Source organism: Micromonospora sp. NPDC047762, from assembly GCF_043204655.1.
Taxonomy (GTDB): domain Bacteria; phylum Actinomycetota; class Actinomycetes; order Mycobacteriales; family Micromonosporaceae; genus Micromonospora.
Genome location: NZ_JBIDCQ010000001.1, coordinates 454,568 through 466,908, shown reverse-complemented (window position 1 = coordinate 466,908; position 12,341 = coordinate 454,568). Strand labels below are relative to the sequence as shown.

General features: G+C 70.6%; 19 protein-coding genes. 16 read left to right on the top strand and 3 right to left on the bottom strand.

The window, feature by feature from the left end:
* The 3 genes from ACGF3C_RS02290 to ACGF3C_RS02280 are packed head-to-tail and all read left to right on the top strand — an operon-like array spanning nucleotide 1 to nucleotide 1,193.
* On the top strand, nucleotides 1-396 hold the full coding sequence (locus ACGF3C_RS02290; protein WP_393217998.1) for a DUF6093 family protein: 396 nt from the start codon (nucleotides 1-3) through the stop codon (nucleotides 394-396).
* The gene (locus tag ACGF3C_RS02285; RefSeq protein ID WP_393217995.1) at nucleotides 393-779 is read left to right on the top strand and encodes a hypothetical protein; all 387 of its coding nucleotides are present in this window, start codon (nucleotides 393-395) and stop codon (nucleotides 777-779) included. Before ACGF3C_RS02290 ends, ACGF3C_RS02285 begins: the two co-directional genes overlap by 4 nt.
* A 3-nt stretch (nucleotides 780-782) precedes the next feature.
* Nucleotides 783-1,193, top strand: a complete 411-nt coding sequence (locus tag ACGF3C_RS02280; protein ID WP_393217993.1) for a hypothetical protein — start codon at nucleotides 783-785, stop codon at nucleotides 1,191-1,193.
* Here ACGF3C_RS02280 and ACGF3C_RS02275 read toward each other — a convergent pair.
* Nucleotides 1,190-1,399 carry a hypothetical protein gene (locus tag ACGF3C_RS02275; protein WP_393217989.1) on the bottom strand — a complete coding sequence of 70 codons (210 nt, stop codon included), beginning with the start codon at nucleotides 1,397-1,399 and terminating at the stop codon, nucleotides 1,190-1,192. The two genes, ACGF3C_RS02280 and ACGF3C_RS02275, sit on opposite strands and share 4 nt — an antisense overlap.
* Nucleotides 1,400-1,465: 66 nt before the next feature.
* On the opposite strand from ACGF3C_RS02275, the gene ACGF3C_RS02270 reads away from it, so the two are divergent.
* The 12 genes from ACGF3C_RS02270 (at nucleotide 1,466) to ACGF3C_RS02215 (ending at nucleotide 11,460) form a co-directional block, all read left to right on the top strand.
* Nucleotides 1,466-1,804: a hypothetical protein gene (locus ACGF3C_RS02270; RefSeq protein ID WP_393217986.1), complete on the top strand. Its 339-nt coding sequence runs from the start codon at nucleotides 1,466-1,468 to the stop codon at nucleotides 1,802-1,804.
* Nucleotides 1,805-1,807: 3 nt separating this feature from the next.
* Entirely contained in the window at nucleotides 1,808-2,071 is a 264-nt protein-coding gene (locus ACGF3C_RS02265) for a hypothetical protein (RefSeq protein ID WP_393217982.1), read from the top strand.
* Nucleotides 2,072-2,074: 3 nt separating this feature from the next.
* A complete protein-coding gene (locus ACGF3C_RS02260; RefSeq protein WP_393217979.1) occupies nucleotides 2,075-2,557 on the top strand; it encodes a hypothetical protein in 483 nt (160 codons plus the stop codon).
* Between the two features lie 82 nt (nucleotides 2,558-2,639).
* A complete protein-coding gene (locus ACGF3C_RS02255) occupies nucleotides 2,640-3,146 on the top strand; it encodes a hypothetical protein (RefSeq protein WP_393217976.1) in 507 nt (168 codons plus the stop codon).
* On the top strand, nucleotides 3,107-3,550 hold the full coding sequence (locus ACGF3C_RS02250; RefSeq protein WP_393217973.1) for a hypothetical protein: 444 nt from the start codon (nucleotides 3,107-3,109) through the stop codon (nucleotides 3,548-3,550). The genes ACGF3C_RS02255 and ACGF3C_RS02250 overlap by 40 nt, the downstream gene beginning before the upstream one ends.
* 4 nt (nucleotides 3,551-3,554) lie before the next feature.
* Entirely contained in the window at nucleotides 3,555-5,819 is a 2,265-nt protein-coding gene (locus ACGF3C_RS02245) for a hypothetical protein (RefSeq protein WP_393217970.1), read from the top strand.
* Entirely contained in the window at nucleotides 5,819-8,173 is a 2,355-nt protein-coding gene (locus ACGF3C_RS02240; protein ID WP_393217967.1) for a hypothetical protein, read from the top strand. The genes ACGF3C_RS02245 and ACGF3C_RS02240 overlap by 1 nt, the downstream gene beginning before the upstream one ends.
* 9 nt (nucleotides 8,174-8,182) lie before the next feature.
* Complete coding sequence (locus tag ACGF3C_RS02235; protein ID WP_393217964.1) at nucleotides 8,183-8,767, top strand: hypothetical protein; 585 nt, start codon at nucleotides 8,183-8,185, stop codon at nucleotides 8,765-8,767.
* Nucleotides 8,768-8,778: 11 nt separating this feature from the next.
* Nucleotides 8,779-9,831, top strand: a complete 1,053-nt coding sequence (locus ACGF3C_RS02230; RefSeq protein ID WP_393217961.1) for an SGNH/GDSL hydrolase family protein — start codon at nucleotides 8,779-8,781, stop codon at nucleotides 9,829-9,831.
* Between the two features lie 2 nt (nucleotides 9,832-9,833).
* Entirely contained in the window at nucleotides 9,834-10,649 is an 816-nt protein-coding gene (locus ACGF3C_RS02225) for a hypothetical protein (protein WP_393217958.1), read from the top strand.
* On the top strand, nucleotides 10,646-11,071 hold the full coding sequence (locus ACGF3C_RS02220; protein WP_393217956.1) for a hypothetical protein: 426 nt from the start codon (nucleotides 10,646-10,648) through the stop codon (nucleotides 11,069-11,071). The genes ACGF3C_RS02225 and ACGF3C_RS02220 overlap by 4 nt, the downstream gene beginning before the upstream one ends.
* A complete protein-coding gene (locus ACGF3C_RS02215) occupies nucleotides 11,068-11,460 on the top strand; it encodes a hypothetical protein (protein WP_393217953.1) in 393 nt (130 codons plus the stop codon). The genes ACGF3C_RS02220 and ACGF3C_RS02215 overlap by 4 nt, the downstream gene beginning before the upstream one ends.
* Nucleotide 11,461: 1 nt before the next feature.
* Here the strand turns inward: ACGF3C_RS02215 and ACGF3C_RS02210 are convergent, their stop codons facing one another.
* On the bottom strand, nucleotides 11,462-11,716 hold the full coding sequence (locus ACGF3C_RS02210; protein WP_393217950.1) for a hypothetical protein: 255 nt from the start codon (nucleotides 11,714-11,716) through the stop codon (nucleotides 11,462-11,464).
* A 24-nt stretch (nucleotides 11,717-11,740) separates the two neighbouring features.
* On the opposite strand from ACGF3C_RS02210, the gene ACGF3C_RS02205 reads away from it, so the two are divergent.
* Complete coding sequence (locus tag ACGF3C_RS02205) at nucleotides 11,741-11,995, top strand: hypothetical protein (RefSeq protein WP_393217947.1); 255 nt, start codon at nucleotides 11,741-11,743, stop codon at nucleotides 11,993-11,995.
* Nucleotides 11,996-12,061: 66 nt separating this feature from the next.
* On the opposite strand, the gene ACGF3C_RS02200 is transcribed toward ACGF3C_RS02205, so the two are convergent.
* Nucleotides 12,062-12,259 (bottom strand): hypothetical protein, encoded by a 198-nt coding sequence (locus ACGF3C_RS02200; RefSeq protein ID WP_393217944.1) that lies wholly within the window; start codon nucleotides 12,257-12,259, stop codon nucleotides 12,062-12,064.
* Nucleotides 12,260-12,341 lie beyond the last annotated feature (82 nt).

The window sequence follows — 12,341 nt, the reverse complement described above, 5'->3', positions numbered from 1 at the left end:
GTGTCGCTCGCGTCTGCCCTAGCCCGTGGCCGCCGGGCCGCCGAACGGCTCATGGTCGACCAGTGCGTGATCAGGCGTGACGCTGGCACGACGTACGACCCGGTGACGGGCTATCCGACCCCGAACACCACCGAGGTGTACGCGGGCCGGTGTCGGGTTCAGCAGCAGACGGCGTCCGCCGGCCAGCGTGACGTTGGTGAGGCGACGGTGCTGCTGCTGCGCCTGGAGGTGCAGCTGCCGATGTCGGTGGTCGGGGTGCGGGTGGATGACGTGGTCGAGGTGACCGCGTCGATGCACGACCCGGATCTGCCGGGCCGCCGGTTCCGGGTACGGGAGCTGGCGCACAAGACCCACGCGACGGCCCGCCGGTTCGGGGTTGAGGAGGTCACGTCGTGAAGGTGACGGTGACCTCGTCGGGCCTGAACGAGCTGGCCGTGGCGCTGGAGTCAGCCGCTGACGACGCGGTCGATGAGGGCCGCAAGGTGGTGGCCCGGGGCGCGTTCCAGATCAAAGCTGACTGGCGTCGCCGCTGGTCAGGCAGCCCGCACGCGCCGGCCCTGCCGTACGCGATCGGCTACGACGTGCGCACCCGGGGCACGACGGTGAGCGCGGAGGTCGGCCCGGACAAGGCGAAGCGGCAGGGTGCGCTGGGCAACCTGTACGAGTTCGGGTCGGTGAACAACGCCCCCCGCCCGGGTGGTGCTCCTGCCCTGGCCGCTGAGGAGCCCCGGTACGTGGCGGCGCTGGAGAATCTCGCCGCTGACCTGCTGGAGGACTGACCGGTGATCCAGGCGCACGCCGACGCGTTCCTGGCCCGGGCGCGGACGGCACCAGGCACACCAGCGTTGGCGGTGCTGGACGGCTTTGTGCCGGCCGGGACGACCGCCCCGTACCTGCTGGTCTACCTGTGGGCCGAGACGCCGGAGTTGCCAGACTCCCGGTCGGTGCAGGGTGCGTCGGAGCGGTTCGTGCTGCACGCCATCTGCCATGCGGTTGGCGGCAGCGCGTCGGCCGCGCGGGCGGTCTCTCAACGGGGCCGGGGCGTGCTGCTGGATGCGGTGCTGACCGTCGCTGGCCGGCGGTGCTTTCCGATCCGGTCGGAGGGGTCGAACCCGGTGGAGCGCGACGAGACGACCGGCGTCGCGGTGTTCGACCAGGTTGACCTGTACCGGCTGGAAAGTGTGCCGGCCTAGGCAGCAAGCAGCCGAAGGATTCGCTGCATGATCTCGTCACCGCGCCGGACGAGTTCGGCTGGGCTGGGCGGGTGCTGCTCGTGTTCATGGCCGCCGCCGGGCGGCCAGAGCGGTAGATAGCGGGGCTCGGCCTCGGCGAGTGTGGTCACCTCGGGCCCCTGCTCAGCGGTGACGCCGCACAGCCAGCACCGCAGTTCGCTGCTCATCGCTCCATCGTGACACGCCACGACCTCCGCCATCGGGCGGGAACCAACCAATGAAGGGGGCGCCCGATGGCGCTGATGACTGCTGTCCGCCCAACGGCGGCCGGGACCACGATCGCCGGTGCGGCGGTGACCTCGTCGGACACGATCTCCGCGAACGACCTCGGGTCGCGAGGCGCGTACCTGGTGGTGACCAACGGCGGCGGCGGGTCGATCAACGTGACCGTCTCCGACGCGAGCCTCACCCCGGCGGGGAACGCGGCGACGACTCCTGCGGTGGCGGTGCCGAACGCCACGTCGAAGGTGTTCTACATCAGCCCGGCGGCCGTCAACCTCAGCACCAACGTCGTGACGGTGGCGTTCTCCGGCACCACGTCGGTTACCTACCAGCTGTTGCCGGTGGGCTGAGCGATGGCCGATGACTTCGTGTGGATGAAGCACCCCGAGGGCACCGAGGCGGCCCCGTTCGCCGTGGACGCCGCCGAGTTCTGGCAGGCGCGCGGTTGGGAGCCGGTGGAGAAGCCGGCCGAGCCGGACCCGACGGCGGAGCCGCGCCGCGAAGCACCTCCCACGCCCGCTGAGCGGGCCGCAGAGACCACCACCGGTGCTGTGCCGGTGCGGACCAAGCCCACCACCGCCGGCCGCCAGCGCGGCGCCGACGCACCCAAGGAGTGACTTATGGCTGACATTCCGGTTGACGGCAACACCCGGGTCGCCTGGGTCCCCGCCATCTCCAACAAGGCCGCCCCGACGGTCGCCGAGCTGAACGCCGGCATGTTGCTCCAATCGCTGATCACCGCCGACGGGCTGGTGGGTTTCGAGGCGGAGACCGCCGACGTGGACACGACGTCGCTGGCCTCCACGTTCGACACGATCACGATCGGCCGGGACTCGTTCTCCGGAACGATGCTGCGGATGAAGAAGCAGGACGGCACCGACACCGCCTGGAACACCCTCGTCCGTGGCGCGACCGGCCACATCGTGATCCGCCGGGACGTCGTCGAGACGGCCGCGTGGGCGGCGTCGCAGAAGGTCGAGGTGTTCCCGGTGATCGTGGGCCAGGCCCGCCGGTTGGCGCCGGAGGCGAACACGGTGGCCCGGTACGAGGTTCCGACGAAGATCAACGCGTCGCCGGAGTTGCGGGCGACTGTCGCTGCCTGACCGATGACCTGGGAGGCGGGCCAGCAGCCCGGTCCGCCTCCCAGCACCAACCCGACGGGCTGACAGGGCTGGAGCAGAAAGCATGGACGTCAAGGAACTGATCAAGGGCGCTCGGCTACCGGAAACCCAGGTGCCGCTGTGCCTGCGCACTGATTTGGTCGCTGAGTACGAGCAAACACAGCGTGAGCGCGCGAAGGCTCAGGAGGACGCAGGGCAGTCTCTGGCCGGCTCAGGCAGGTCGGTGCAGGCTCTCGACGAGCGGCTCTCCGACCTGCGGACGGAGATGCGGGAGTCGACGCTGACACTGACGCTGCGGGCGTTGCCGTCGGCCCGCTACCAGGCGTTGGTCGACGAGCACCCGCCGCGTGTGGTCGACGAGAAGGTGGACCGCCGTGACCGGGTGTTCGGCTTCAACGTCGATACGCTCTTCCTCGCACTGGCCAAGGTGTGCGCGGTGGAGCCGCAGCTCGACGCCGAGGACTGGGAAGCCCTGCTCGGCGACGACGGGAAGCTCACCGACGCGCAGGTGGGCACGCTGACCGACGCGGCGTGGAAGCTGAACCGCAAGGACGTCGACCTCCCTTTCTGATCCGCCGCCTGGTCGACGAGCCGGAACTGCTCCACCGCATCGAGACGGCCGAGCGGCTCGGTATCGCCCCGCGCCGGTACGCCGGCTGGGAGCCGACCGAGACCACCACCCACGAGTACGGCGAGGGTGGCCGGTTGGTGCGGTCGGTGACGGTGCGGGAGCCGGAGTGGTCCGACGCCGACCGGGCCTGGATGGCGGCGCTCGCCGGCTACCGGAACCGGCCGTGCGCGTGCGGGTGCGGGCACCCGGCGGAGGAAACCACCGCCCACGAGTCGGACGGCCGGCAGTACGTGGTGCCCCCGCCGACCCGCTGTAGGGCACGCACGGCCCTCGCGCAGGCGCAGGCCCATTACCAGGACACCCCGCAGCCTGAGGCGCTGCTGTGGCGAGTGGAGAGGCGGTGAGCTGGTGGCCCGGACCGTCAAGGTGGAGCTGCTGCTGGAGGCCGCCCGGTACATCCGTGGCGGCCGGGAGGCGAAGCGGACCACCGACGAGGTCAAGGACTCCGTCGAGGACCTGGGTGACGCCAGCGGGAAGACCAGCCACGAGACGGAGCAGCTCGGCGACGAACTGTCGGAGCTGGCCCGTGATGCGCGCCGGCTGGACTCGCAGATCGACGAGACCCGGGACGGTATCCGGGAGCTGGCGCGGCAGATCGCGGCGACCTCCGACGAGGCGTCGAGGGCGGATCTGACCAAGAAGCTGAAGATTGACCAGGCGGACCTGCGGCGCAACCTGAACCTGCGCAAGTTGATGGAGGTGGAGGCCGAGGACGCCGCCAGCGGGTTCGCTGCCCGCTTCGGTGGTCGCATCGGCCCGCTGATGGCATCCGCGCCGATCGCGTCAGGTGCTGGTGCCGCCGGTGCCGCGCTGGGGTTGGCGATGACCCCGACCCTGTCGGCGACGTTGTCCGCCGCTGTGGTGGGCGGTGCTGCCGGCGCGGGCATCGTCGGCGGTGTCATCCTCGCCACCCGCGACGCCCGGGTGCAGGCCGCTGGCAAGGACCTGGGCGCGTTCGTCCTGGGTGACCTGGAGCAGCGGGCGTCGTCGTTCACCCCGGTGGTGTTGGACAGCATCGAGGACATCCGCGCCGGCTGGGTGAAGATCGGCCCGGACATCACGCGGATCTTCGCGTCGTCGCGGCTGGTGGATCCGCTGGTCGCGGGCATGGTGTCCGGCGGTCAGCGGCTGGTCGGCGGCATCGCTGACGCGGTGGACGCCGCTGACCCGGTGGTGTCGTCGTTCGGGACCCTGCTCGACGGGGTGGGTGACGCCGCCGGTGACGCCTTCTCCACGTTCGCGCAGGACGCCGACGAGGGCGCGTCCGCGATCGAAGACCTCACGACCTCGGTGACGAACTTCGTCCGCGTCACGGCCGCGATCGTGCACGCCGGGGCGACCGTGAAGGGCTGGACCGACCAGGTCGACACCGCGATCGACAAGGGCCGGTACTGGATCGAGGACAGCTCGTACATCGCCGAGGCTCTGGCCCGTCAGGGCATTCAACTCGACATCACCGCCGACGGTTTCAAGGCCGGCACGGCGGAGGCTGAGGCGTACCGGGCCGCCACGGAGGGCACCGCCACCGCGGCTGACTTCGCCACGCTGGCCGCCGCCGGGATGACCAGCGCGCAGATCGCCGCCGCCGACGCCAGTGGCACCTTCCGGGCGGCCACCGATGAGGCCAACGGTGCTCTCGATGCCAGCAGCGAGGGGTACCGCAACACCACCCAGTCGATCGAGGAGTTCAACGCCCGGCTGGCGGAAGCCTTCGAGCTGCAGAACCAGGGGACATCCGCCAACCTGTCGGCGGAGCAGGCCAACCTGCGGCTGGAAGAGGCCATTGACAAGGCCACCGCCGCGGGGAAGGCCAACAACGACGGGATCAGCGCGAACACAGAGAAGGGTCGGGCGAACCGCGAGGCCTTGTTGGGTATCGCGGGCGCGGCGGCCACTGCGGCAGAGAAGATCCACGCGACGACCGGTTCCACCGAGCTGGCGTCACAGGCCACCGAGCGGGGCCGGGCGAAGTTCCTGGAAGCCGCCGCCGCGATGGGTGTGGAGAAGGGTGAGGCGCAGCGCCTGGCTGCCCAACTGTTCGGCATCCCGTCGGTGAACCCCAAGGTCACAGTGACGACGAAGCAGCAGCCGCTCGACCTGAAGACCGTCGCGGGGCGTATCGCGGCGATCAAGTCCAAGACCGTCGTCATCACCGTGCACAACAAGATCATCACCACTCGCAGCGAGGGCCGCAACGTTCCCATCGGGGACGGTGTTGGCGGCCGGCGGTGGGGTGGCATCACCGAGCACGCCCAGTGGGGTGTGCTGCGGGAAGCGCAGGTGGCCTCGCCGGTGGCGGGGGCCCGGTACGCGTGGGCTGAGCAGGCCACCGGTGGTGAGGCGTTCGTTCCGAGGTTCGGTGACCCGCGCCGGTCGCTGGACATCCTGGAACGGGCCGCCGGCTGGTACGGCAAGACCTTGCGCACCCCGGGCCTGTCCGCCGTGCCACGCCCCAGCGGGTCCGGTGGTGGCGGCGGGACGACGGTCATCAACCGCACGGTGGCGATCACCGTGAACGTGCCGCCGACGGCGAACCGGGCCGAGGTGGGCCGGGAAGTCGTCCGCGCGATCCAGGACTACGAACGCGGCAGCGGCAAGGGGTGGCGTAGCTGATGGCTGATCCCCGGCACATCGTGGAGATCGGGTTCACCGCCCCGCTGACCGGCACCGCGTTCCACCTGGGCGACACCACCCGAGGTGTCCTCGGCGTCGGCACCCTGGCCTCATCGAGCCTGTTCACCGACGTGTCGACCTTCGTGACGTCGATCGTGACCCGGCGGGGCGCGACCGACGCGGACGGACCGTACCCGCGGTTCGAGGCGGGCACAGCGACGATCCGGTTCCGCAACGACGACCGCCGGTTCGACCCGCTCAACCTGACCGGCCCGTACGTGGCCGCCGGGGTGACGCAGGTCGAACCGATGCGGGCGGTGCGGATCCGCGTCGAACACAACGGGGTGACGTACCCGGTGTGGCGGGGCTTCACCGACCAGTGGTCGGTCGGGTACGACGGCCCCGATTCGGCGTGGGCGCAGGTGACCTGCTTCGACGCCCTGTCGGTGTTCGCCGCACAGGACCGGGGGGCGGTCGCTGCGGTGGGCGCCGGGGAGTCCAGCGGCGCGCGCATCGCCCGGATCCTGAACAACGTCGGGTGGCCGGCGGCAGACCGGGTTCTCGCGGCGGGCGTGGAGTCGGTGCAGGCGACCACCCTCGCCGGACCGGCGCTGACAGAGATGCTGCTCACGGCGGACACCGAACTGGGTGAGCTGTGGATGGACGCGCAGGGCCGGGTGACGTTCCGAGACCGGTCAGCCCCGTACACGGACGCCCGATCGAGGTGGCCCGTCGCGCATTTCAGCGACCAGGCGGCGTCCGGTGACACCACCATCAACCTGGCGACGAACCCGTCGATTGAGACGTTCGCGGGTGGCGGGTGGACGCCGGTGGGCACGGTGCCACCGTCGCTGGCCCGCAGCAACACCCGCGCCCGGTTCGGTTCGGGGTCGCTGCTGGCGACGTGGGGCACCGGCGGGCTCCTTCCCGGCGTCGCGTATGACGTTGTCGGCCTGACGCCCGGGCGGACGTACACGATCTCCGCGTACGTGTGGGTGCCGACCGGCAGCCCGCGCATTGACACGGTCGTCGCGGGCCGGTCGGCGTTCGGCACCAGTTCCACCACGAACGACCAGTGGGAACGCCTGGTGTGGACGGGCACCGCGACCGCCACGACGCTCGGGTTCGGGCTGTGGCCGTCGGGGTCACCGACCGCCGGCCAGCAGGTGTGGATCGATGGTCTCCAGGTCGAAGAGGGCGCGGTGGCTACCGCGTACGTGGATGGCGACCAGCCGGGCGGCGAGTGGGACCGGGTTGCCGGGTCGTCGACGTCGCGCCGGCTCCCGGAGCTGCCCTACCAGGACGTGACCCTGACGAACGCGGCGTTGCAGATCACCAACCAGGTGCGCGCGGCCAGGGCGGGCGGGACGGAGCAGCTCGGCGAGGACACCACCTCGGTGTCGAAGTACCTGCCGCGCACGCACACCCGCTCAGACCTGATCATGCAAACCGATCTGGACGCACGGGTGTGGGCGGAGCAGATCGTGGCCCGCCGCTCCCGGCCTGAGCCGAAGGTCGCGGCGGTGGAGCTGAAGCCGGTCGCCGACGACCGGCTGTACCCGCAGGTGTTCGGCCGGGAGTTGGGAGACCGGGTGCGGGTGACCCGCCGTCCGCCTGGTGGTGGGTCGCCGATCGTGCGCCCGGCGTGGGTGCGCGGGGTCGAGCACCAGATGAACGCGTACCGGGAGTGGAAGACGACGTTCACGTTGGAGCAAACCCAGGACGCGATCCTCGTCGAGGACCGGTTCGGGCGGACCGTGTCCAACGGGTGGGGGTCGGCGGACTCCGGTGAGGCGTGGACGACCGCGTTCGGGTCGACGTCGGACTACGCGGTCGGCGCCGGGGTGGGTACGCACACCTTGACCTCGACGAACGTGTTCCGGACCGCGCTGATCCCGATCGGGATGGCCAACCAGTCGATGACCGTGGACGTCACGATCCCGGTCCTTCCGACCGGCGCGCCGATCACGGTGTGGATGGTCGGTCGGGCGGTGGATCTGACGACCTACTACACGGCCACGATCAGCGTCGCCACGTCGGGCACGGTCACCCTGACCATCTACCGCCGGGTCGCGTCGGCGCTGTCGAGCGCGCTGGCCACCGCGTCCGTCGGCACCCATTCGGCCGGCAACACATGGCGGCTGCAGATGGGCACCCTCGGCACGGTCATCCGGGGCAGGGCCTGGCGGCCGGCGTCGGACCCAACCCCGGGCTGGACCAGCGTCGTCGACACGGTGATCAGCACGGGCACGCAGGCGGGCCTGCTGACGCGCCGCGAGACCGGCAACACCAACACCAACCCGGTGCTCTCGTTCGACGGCTGGTTGGCCGACGGCCGCCACTGGTGGGACTGAGGAGGGGCTGTGGCATTCAAGGGATTCGCTGACGGGGATGTCCTGACCGCCGCCGAGGTCAACACATACCTAATGAACCAGACGGTCATCGTCTGCACGTCGGGCACGCGGCCGTCGTCACCGCCTGAGGGCATGGTCGTCTACGAGACGGACACCGACCTGATCCGGGTGTGGACCGGGTCGACGTGGGGCCTGCTGCTCGACGCCACCGGGTGGACGTCGTACACGCCGATTTGGACGGCGATCGGCACCAACCCGGTGAAGAACAACGGGACGATCACCGGGGCTTACAAGCGGATCGGAACGACCGTGCACTACACGGGGGAGATCCTGATGGGCTCCACCACCACGTACGGGTCGGGTGCCTGGCTGGTCTCCACCCCTACCACCGCGGCGGGCGCTGCCATCGCTGTCGGCTCTTCGGTGATGCGGTCGGCGTCGAACGCAGTGAACCGCGTCGGCGGCAGCGTGGAGTTCAACACCACCACCACCCTCGCCTTCTACGGGGCCGGCGGCGCGGTCGCGTCCACCGTCCCGTTCACCTGGGCGAACGGCGACCGGTTGCGCTGGTCCATCACCTACGAAACGACATAGGAGGCTCGTCTGTGGCTGCACTCGACGCGTGGATGGCGGCGCTCGGCGGGCGCCGGACCGCTCCCGCCACGATCGCTGTGATGGGCGACTCCAACAGTGAGGGCACCGGCGCGGGGCACGTCACCCGCCGCTGGCAGCAGATGCTCCAGGACCAGCTGCGCGCCCGCTACCAACCCGCCGGTGTGCCCGGTGCGGTCATCTCGTACATCTGCGCGTCGCCGCGCACCAACCCGCCGCTGGCCGGCTACCCCCTGACCGTGTCGGGAACGGTGAGCACCGCCTCGTACGGGCTGGGCCTGCGGGCGGCCGGGTTCGCCGAAGACCAGACGCTCACGTTCACCGCGGCGGCGACCCGGGTGCGCCTGTACGGCACGAAGGGCCCCACGGTGGGCCGGTGCAGCGTCCGCTTGGATGACTCCGCCGAGGTCGTCGCGGACGGGTGGCGCTCCGGTGGGGTCGCGTCCGGGCAGCTCCTCTGGGACTCCGGGCCGCTCCAGCCGGGAACGCACACGCTGCGGGTGGGTAGGGCAGCGTCGACGACGTTCGACCCGGGCCCGGTGTTCCCCGAGGGCGTGCTGGTGCACAACGGCGACGAGGGCGCCGGCATCCGGGTGGTCGACGCCGCCCGCCACGGCACGCAGGTGGGGGCGTTCGCCGGGTCGCAGGCGTGGCAGACCGCCCTGGCCGCGACCAAGCCCAGCTTGCTGGTCATGCCGTGGGGTGCGAACGACGTCACCGCCGGCACCGCCGCCGACGGGTTCCGGGCCAGCGTGGAGCAGGTCATCGCGTCCGCCCGGGCGGCCGGGTTCGACGGGTCGGTGCTGCTGGTCTACATGCCCCGGCGCGCGTCAGCGGACCCGGTGGCGTGGGCGGAGTACGGGCAGCAGTTGTGCGCGGTCGCCGCCTCGGATCCGGGTGTGGCGATGCTGGACCTGCGGTCCCGGATCCCCGACCACGGCACCGCGCTGGGTGTGTACGCGGACGACGTGCACTACACCGCCCGGGGGCAGGGGTGGATCGCTGACGAGATCGCTGCGGCGATCACACCGGGTCGGGGGTGCTGACGATGGCCACCCGAGCGACCCCGGTCCTGACCGGCCTCGCCGCCGACTGGAAGAAGCTCTACAAGTCGGCGGTCATCTCCGGCATCGTCGGCGACACCCGCCACGCCAAGCGGGGCGGCTACCACATCAGCATCGCCGACCAGGTCAGCAAGACCGACTACTCGGTGGTCCGGCCGGACGACAAGGCCCCGCCCGGGACGTGGCCGCGCGACGCTGCCGCCGCGATCGACATGAACCTCAACCTGGCCGACATGAAGGTGTGCCACGCCCGCCTGTGCGCGGTGTGGCGTAATCGGGCCAACGACCCCAGGGCCCGCTACCTCAACGCCCACAACGGCTGGGACGGCACTGGCAACCCGGGCCGCTACGACTGGTACGCGGGCACCGTCTCCACGGCGACGGACGACCACGAGTGGCACGTGCACCTGGAACTGCGCCGCCGGTACGTCAACGACCCGAAGGCCGCAGCGGCGGTTCTATCCATCCTGCGGGGCGACAGCCTCGCCGACTTCCAGGGAGACGGCATGGCACTCGACACCAAGACGCCGATCTACGACAAGGGCCCGTCGGAGCGTCAGGCCCTGGCCGATCTGCACTACGCCGCGTTCAAGGGCAACGCCGCGGCGAGCGTGGAGCAGCGCGCCCTGGCCCGTATCGAGACGCTGGTGGCGCAGCTCGCCGGGCGGGACCTGGTCGACGAGCCGGCGATCGTGGCTGGGGTGCTGGCCGGGTTGACCCCGGAGAAGATCGCCGCCGCGATCCCCGAAGCCCTCACCGAGCAGGTAGCCGACGAGCTGGCCAAGCGGCTCCAGGGGTGAACGGCCCGACCACCATCATCGTCACCGGCCGGCACCGACCCCACGAGGTGATGTTCCTGGTCCTGTCCACCGGCGCCGGTATCGCGTTCGTCGCCGGCATCGAGCCCCCCACCTCGGTCGAGCAGATCGTCGGCCCGTGGGTGCTGTGGACGTGGTACCTGCTGCTGCTCATCTCCGGCGTCATCGGCCTGATCAGCATCGCCTTGCCCAACACCTACCGGGCGCTGGTCCTGGAGCTGGCGGCGATGTACGGGCAGACAGCGGCGCCGCTGCTGTACGGGCTGGCGCTGCTGTCCACCGGTGTGCCGGCCGCCACGTTCGCGATCCTGTTCTTCTTCGGCTGGTCGGCCGCGTCAGCGTGGCGGGGCTGGCAGGTGTGGAAGGCCATCCGGGCGGTACAGCAGGCGGGGGATGACGGATGAAGGACACCGGCTGGGCGCTGGTCCTGGCGTGCGTCGGCGGCGGAGGGCTGGCGGGCGTCATCACCACCCTGATCACAGGCATGTTCAACCGGCCACGCAACCGCGCGGACGCGGTGGCCACCCTCACCGACAGCGCGTTGAAGCAGGTCAACGAGTTGCAGGAGAGGACAGCCGAGGCGGAACGGGAAGCCCTCGCCGCGCGTAACGAGCTGCGACAGACCCGCCAGGAGATGCGGGAAAAGATGCGGGAGCTGAACGGCGAGATCGAGGCGGCGGTGATGACGCTGCGGTCGTGGCGCTCGGCGATCCTGTCGACGCCCGGGGTGCCGGAGCCGCTGCTGCTGATGGTCCGTGACCCGGGCGGCACGGTCAACGGCCGCCACCTGTAGCTCAGAACGCGTCCGGTTGGCGTTTGCGCCACCGCCCGTACTGCTCGCCGTCGGCGTACACCCTCTCCAGCTCGGCCCGCGCAGACGCTTCGTCAGGTCGGTCGACCATCGTCGCCGGGGCCTCGGCGGGCGAGTTCAGACGCACCTCCCAGCCCGTCCCGTCCATCCGCTCGAACAGGCGCACCAGCGCGAGCGGTAGGTACGGGTCGTCGCCGTACAACCAGCCCGCCTCGCGGAGCTGCGGAAACCCAGCCATGACCACACCCTAGGAGGTACCACCGTGTCGCAGTACAACTCCCCGACCCCGACCCCGGCCGCGCCGGTCGAGACCAAGGTCAAGGTGGCCACGGTCGCCACGTACCTCGGCTCCCTGGCGCTGCTCGCCATCCTGAACGGGGTCACCAGCACCAACCTGATCGCCGGCCTGCCGGACGTGATCGAGGTGTTCGTGGCCCCGATGGTGCCGGCGGCGATCACGCTGGTGTCGGGCTACATCGCCAAGCACACCGCCCGCCCGGACCTGCGCCGGGGCTGATCCACGTTCTGCATGACGAAGCGCCCCCTGACCTTCGGGTCGGGGGGCGCTTTCGTGTGTCTGGGGTCAGGCGACCCGGGTGATCCGCCGGGCGGGGCGGGTGCGGCGGATCTTCTTCGGGGTGGCCGTCTTGTAGTCGTTGGCCGCGACCTGGATGTTGACCTTCGGGGACCAGAACCAGACGCCCCGGTCGAGGCCGTAGGTGAGGCGGTCGATGCGGATGCGGAGGGCTTCGTAGCGGCGGCGGGCCTTGGTCTCGGTCATACCCATAGTTTAATCCATTGAGTTTACCTACGTCAACTCACAAAGGTGAAGTAGTTTGACGCGTGTGATTGGCGCAGATGTT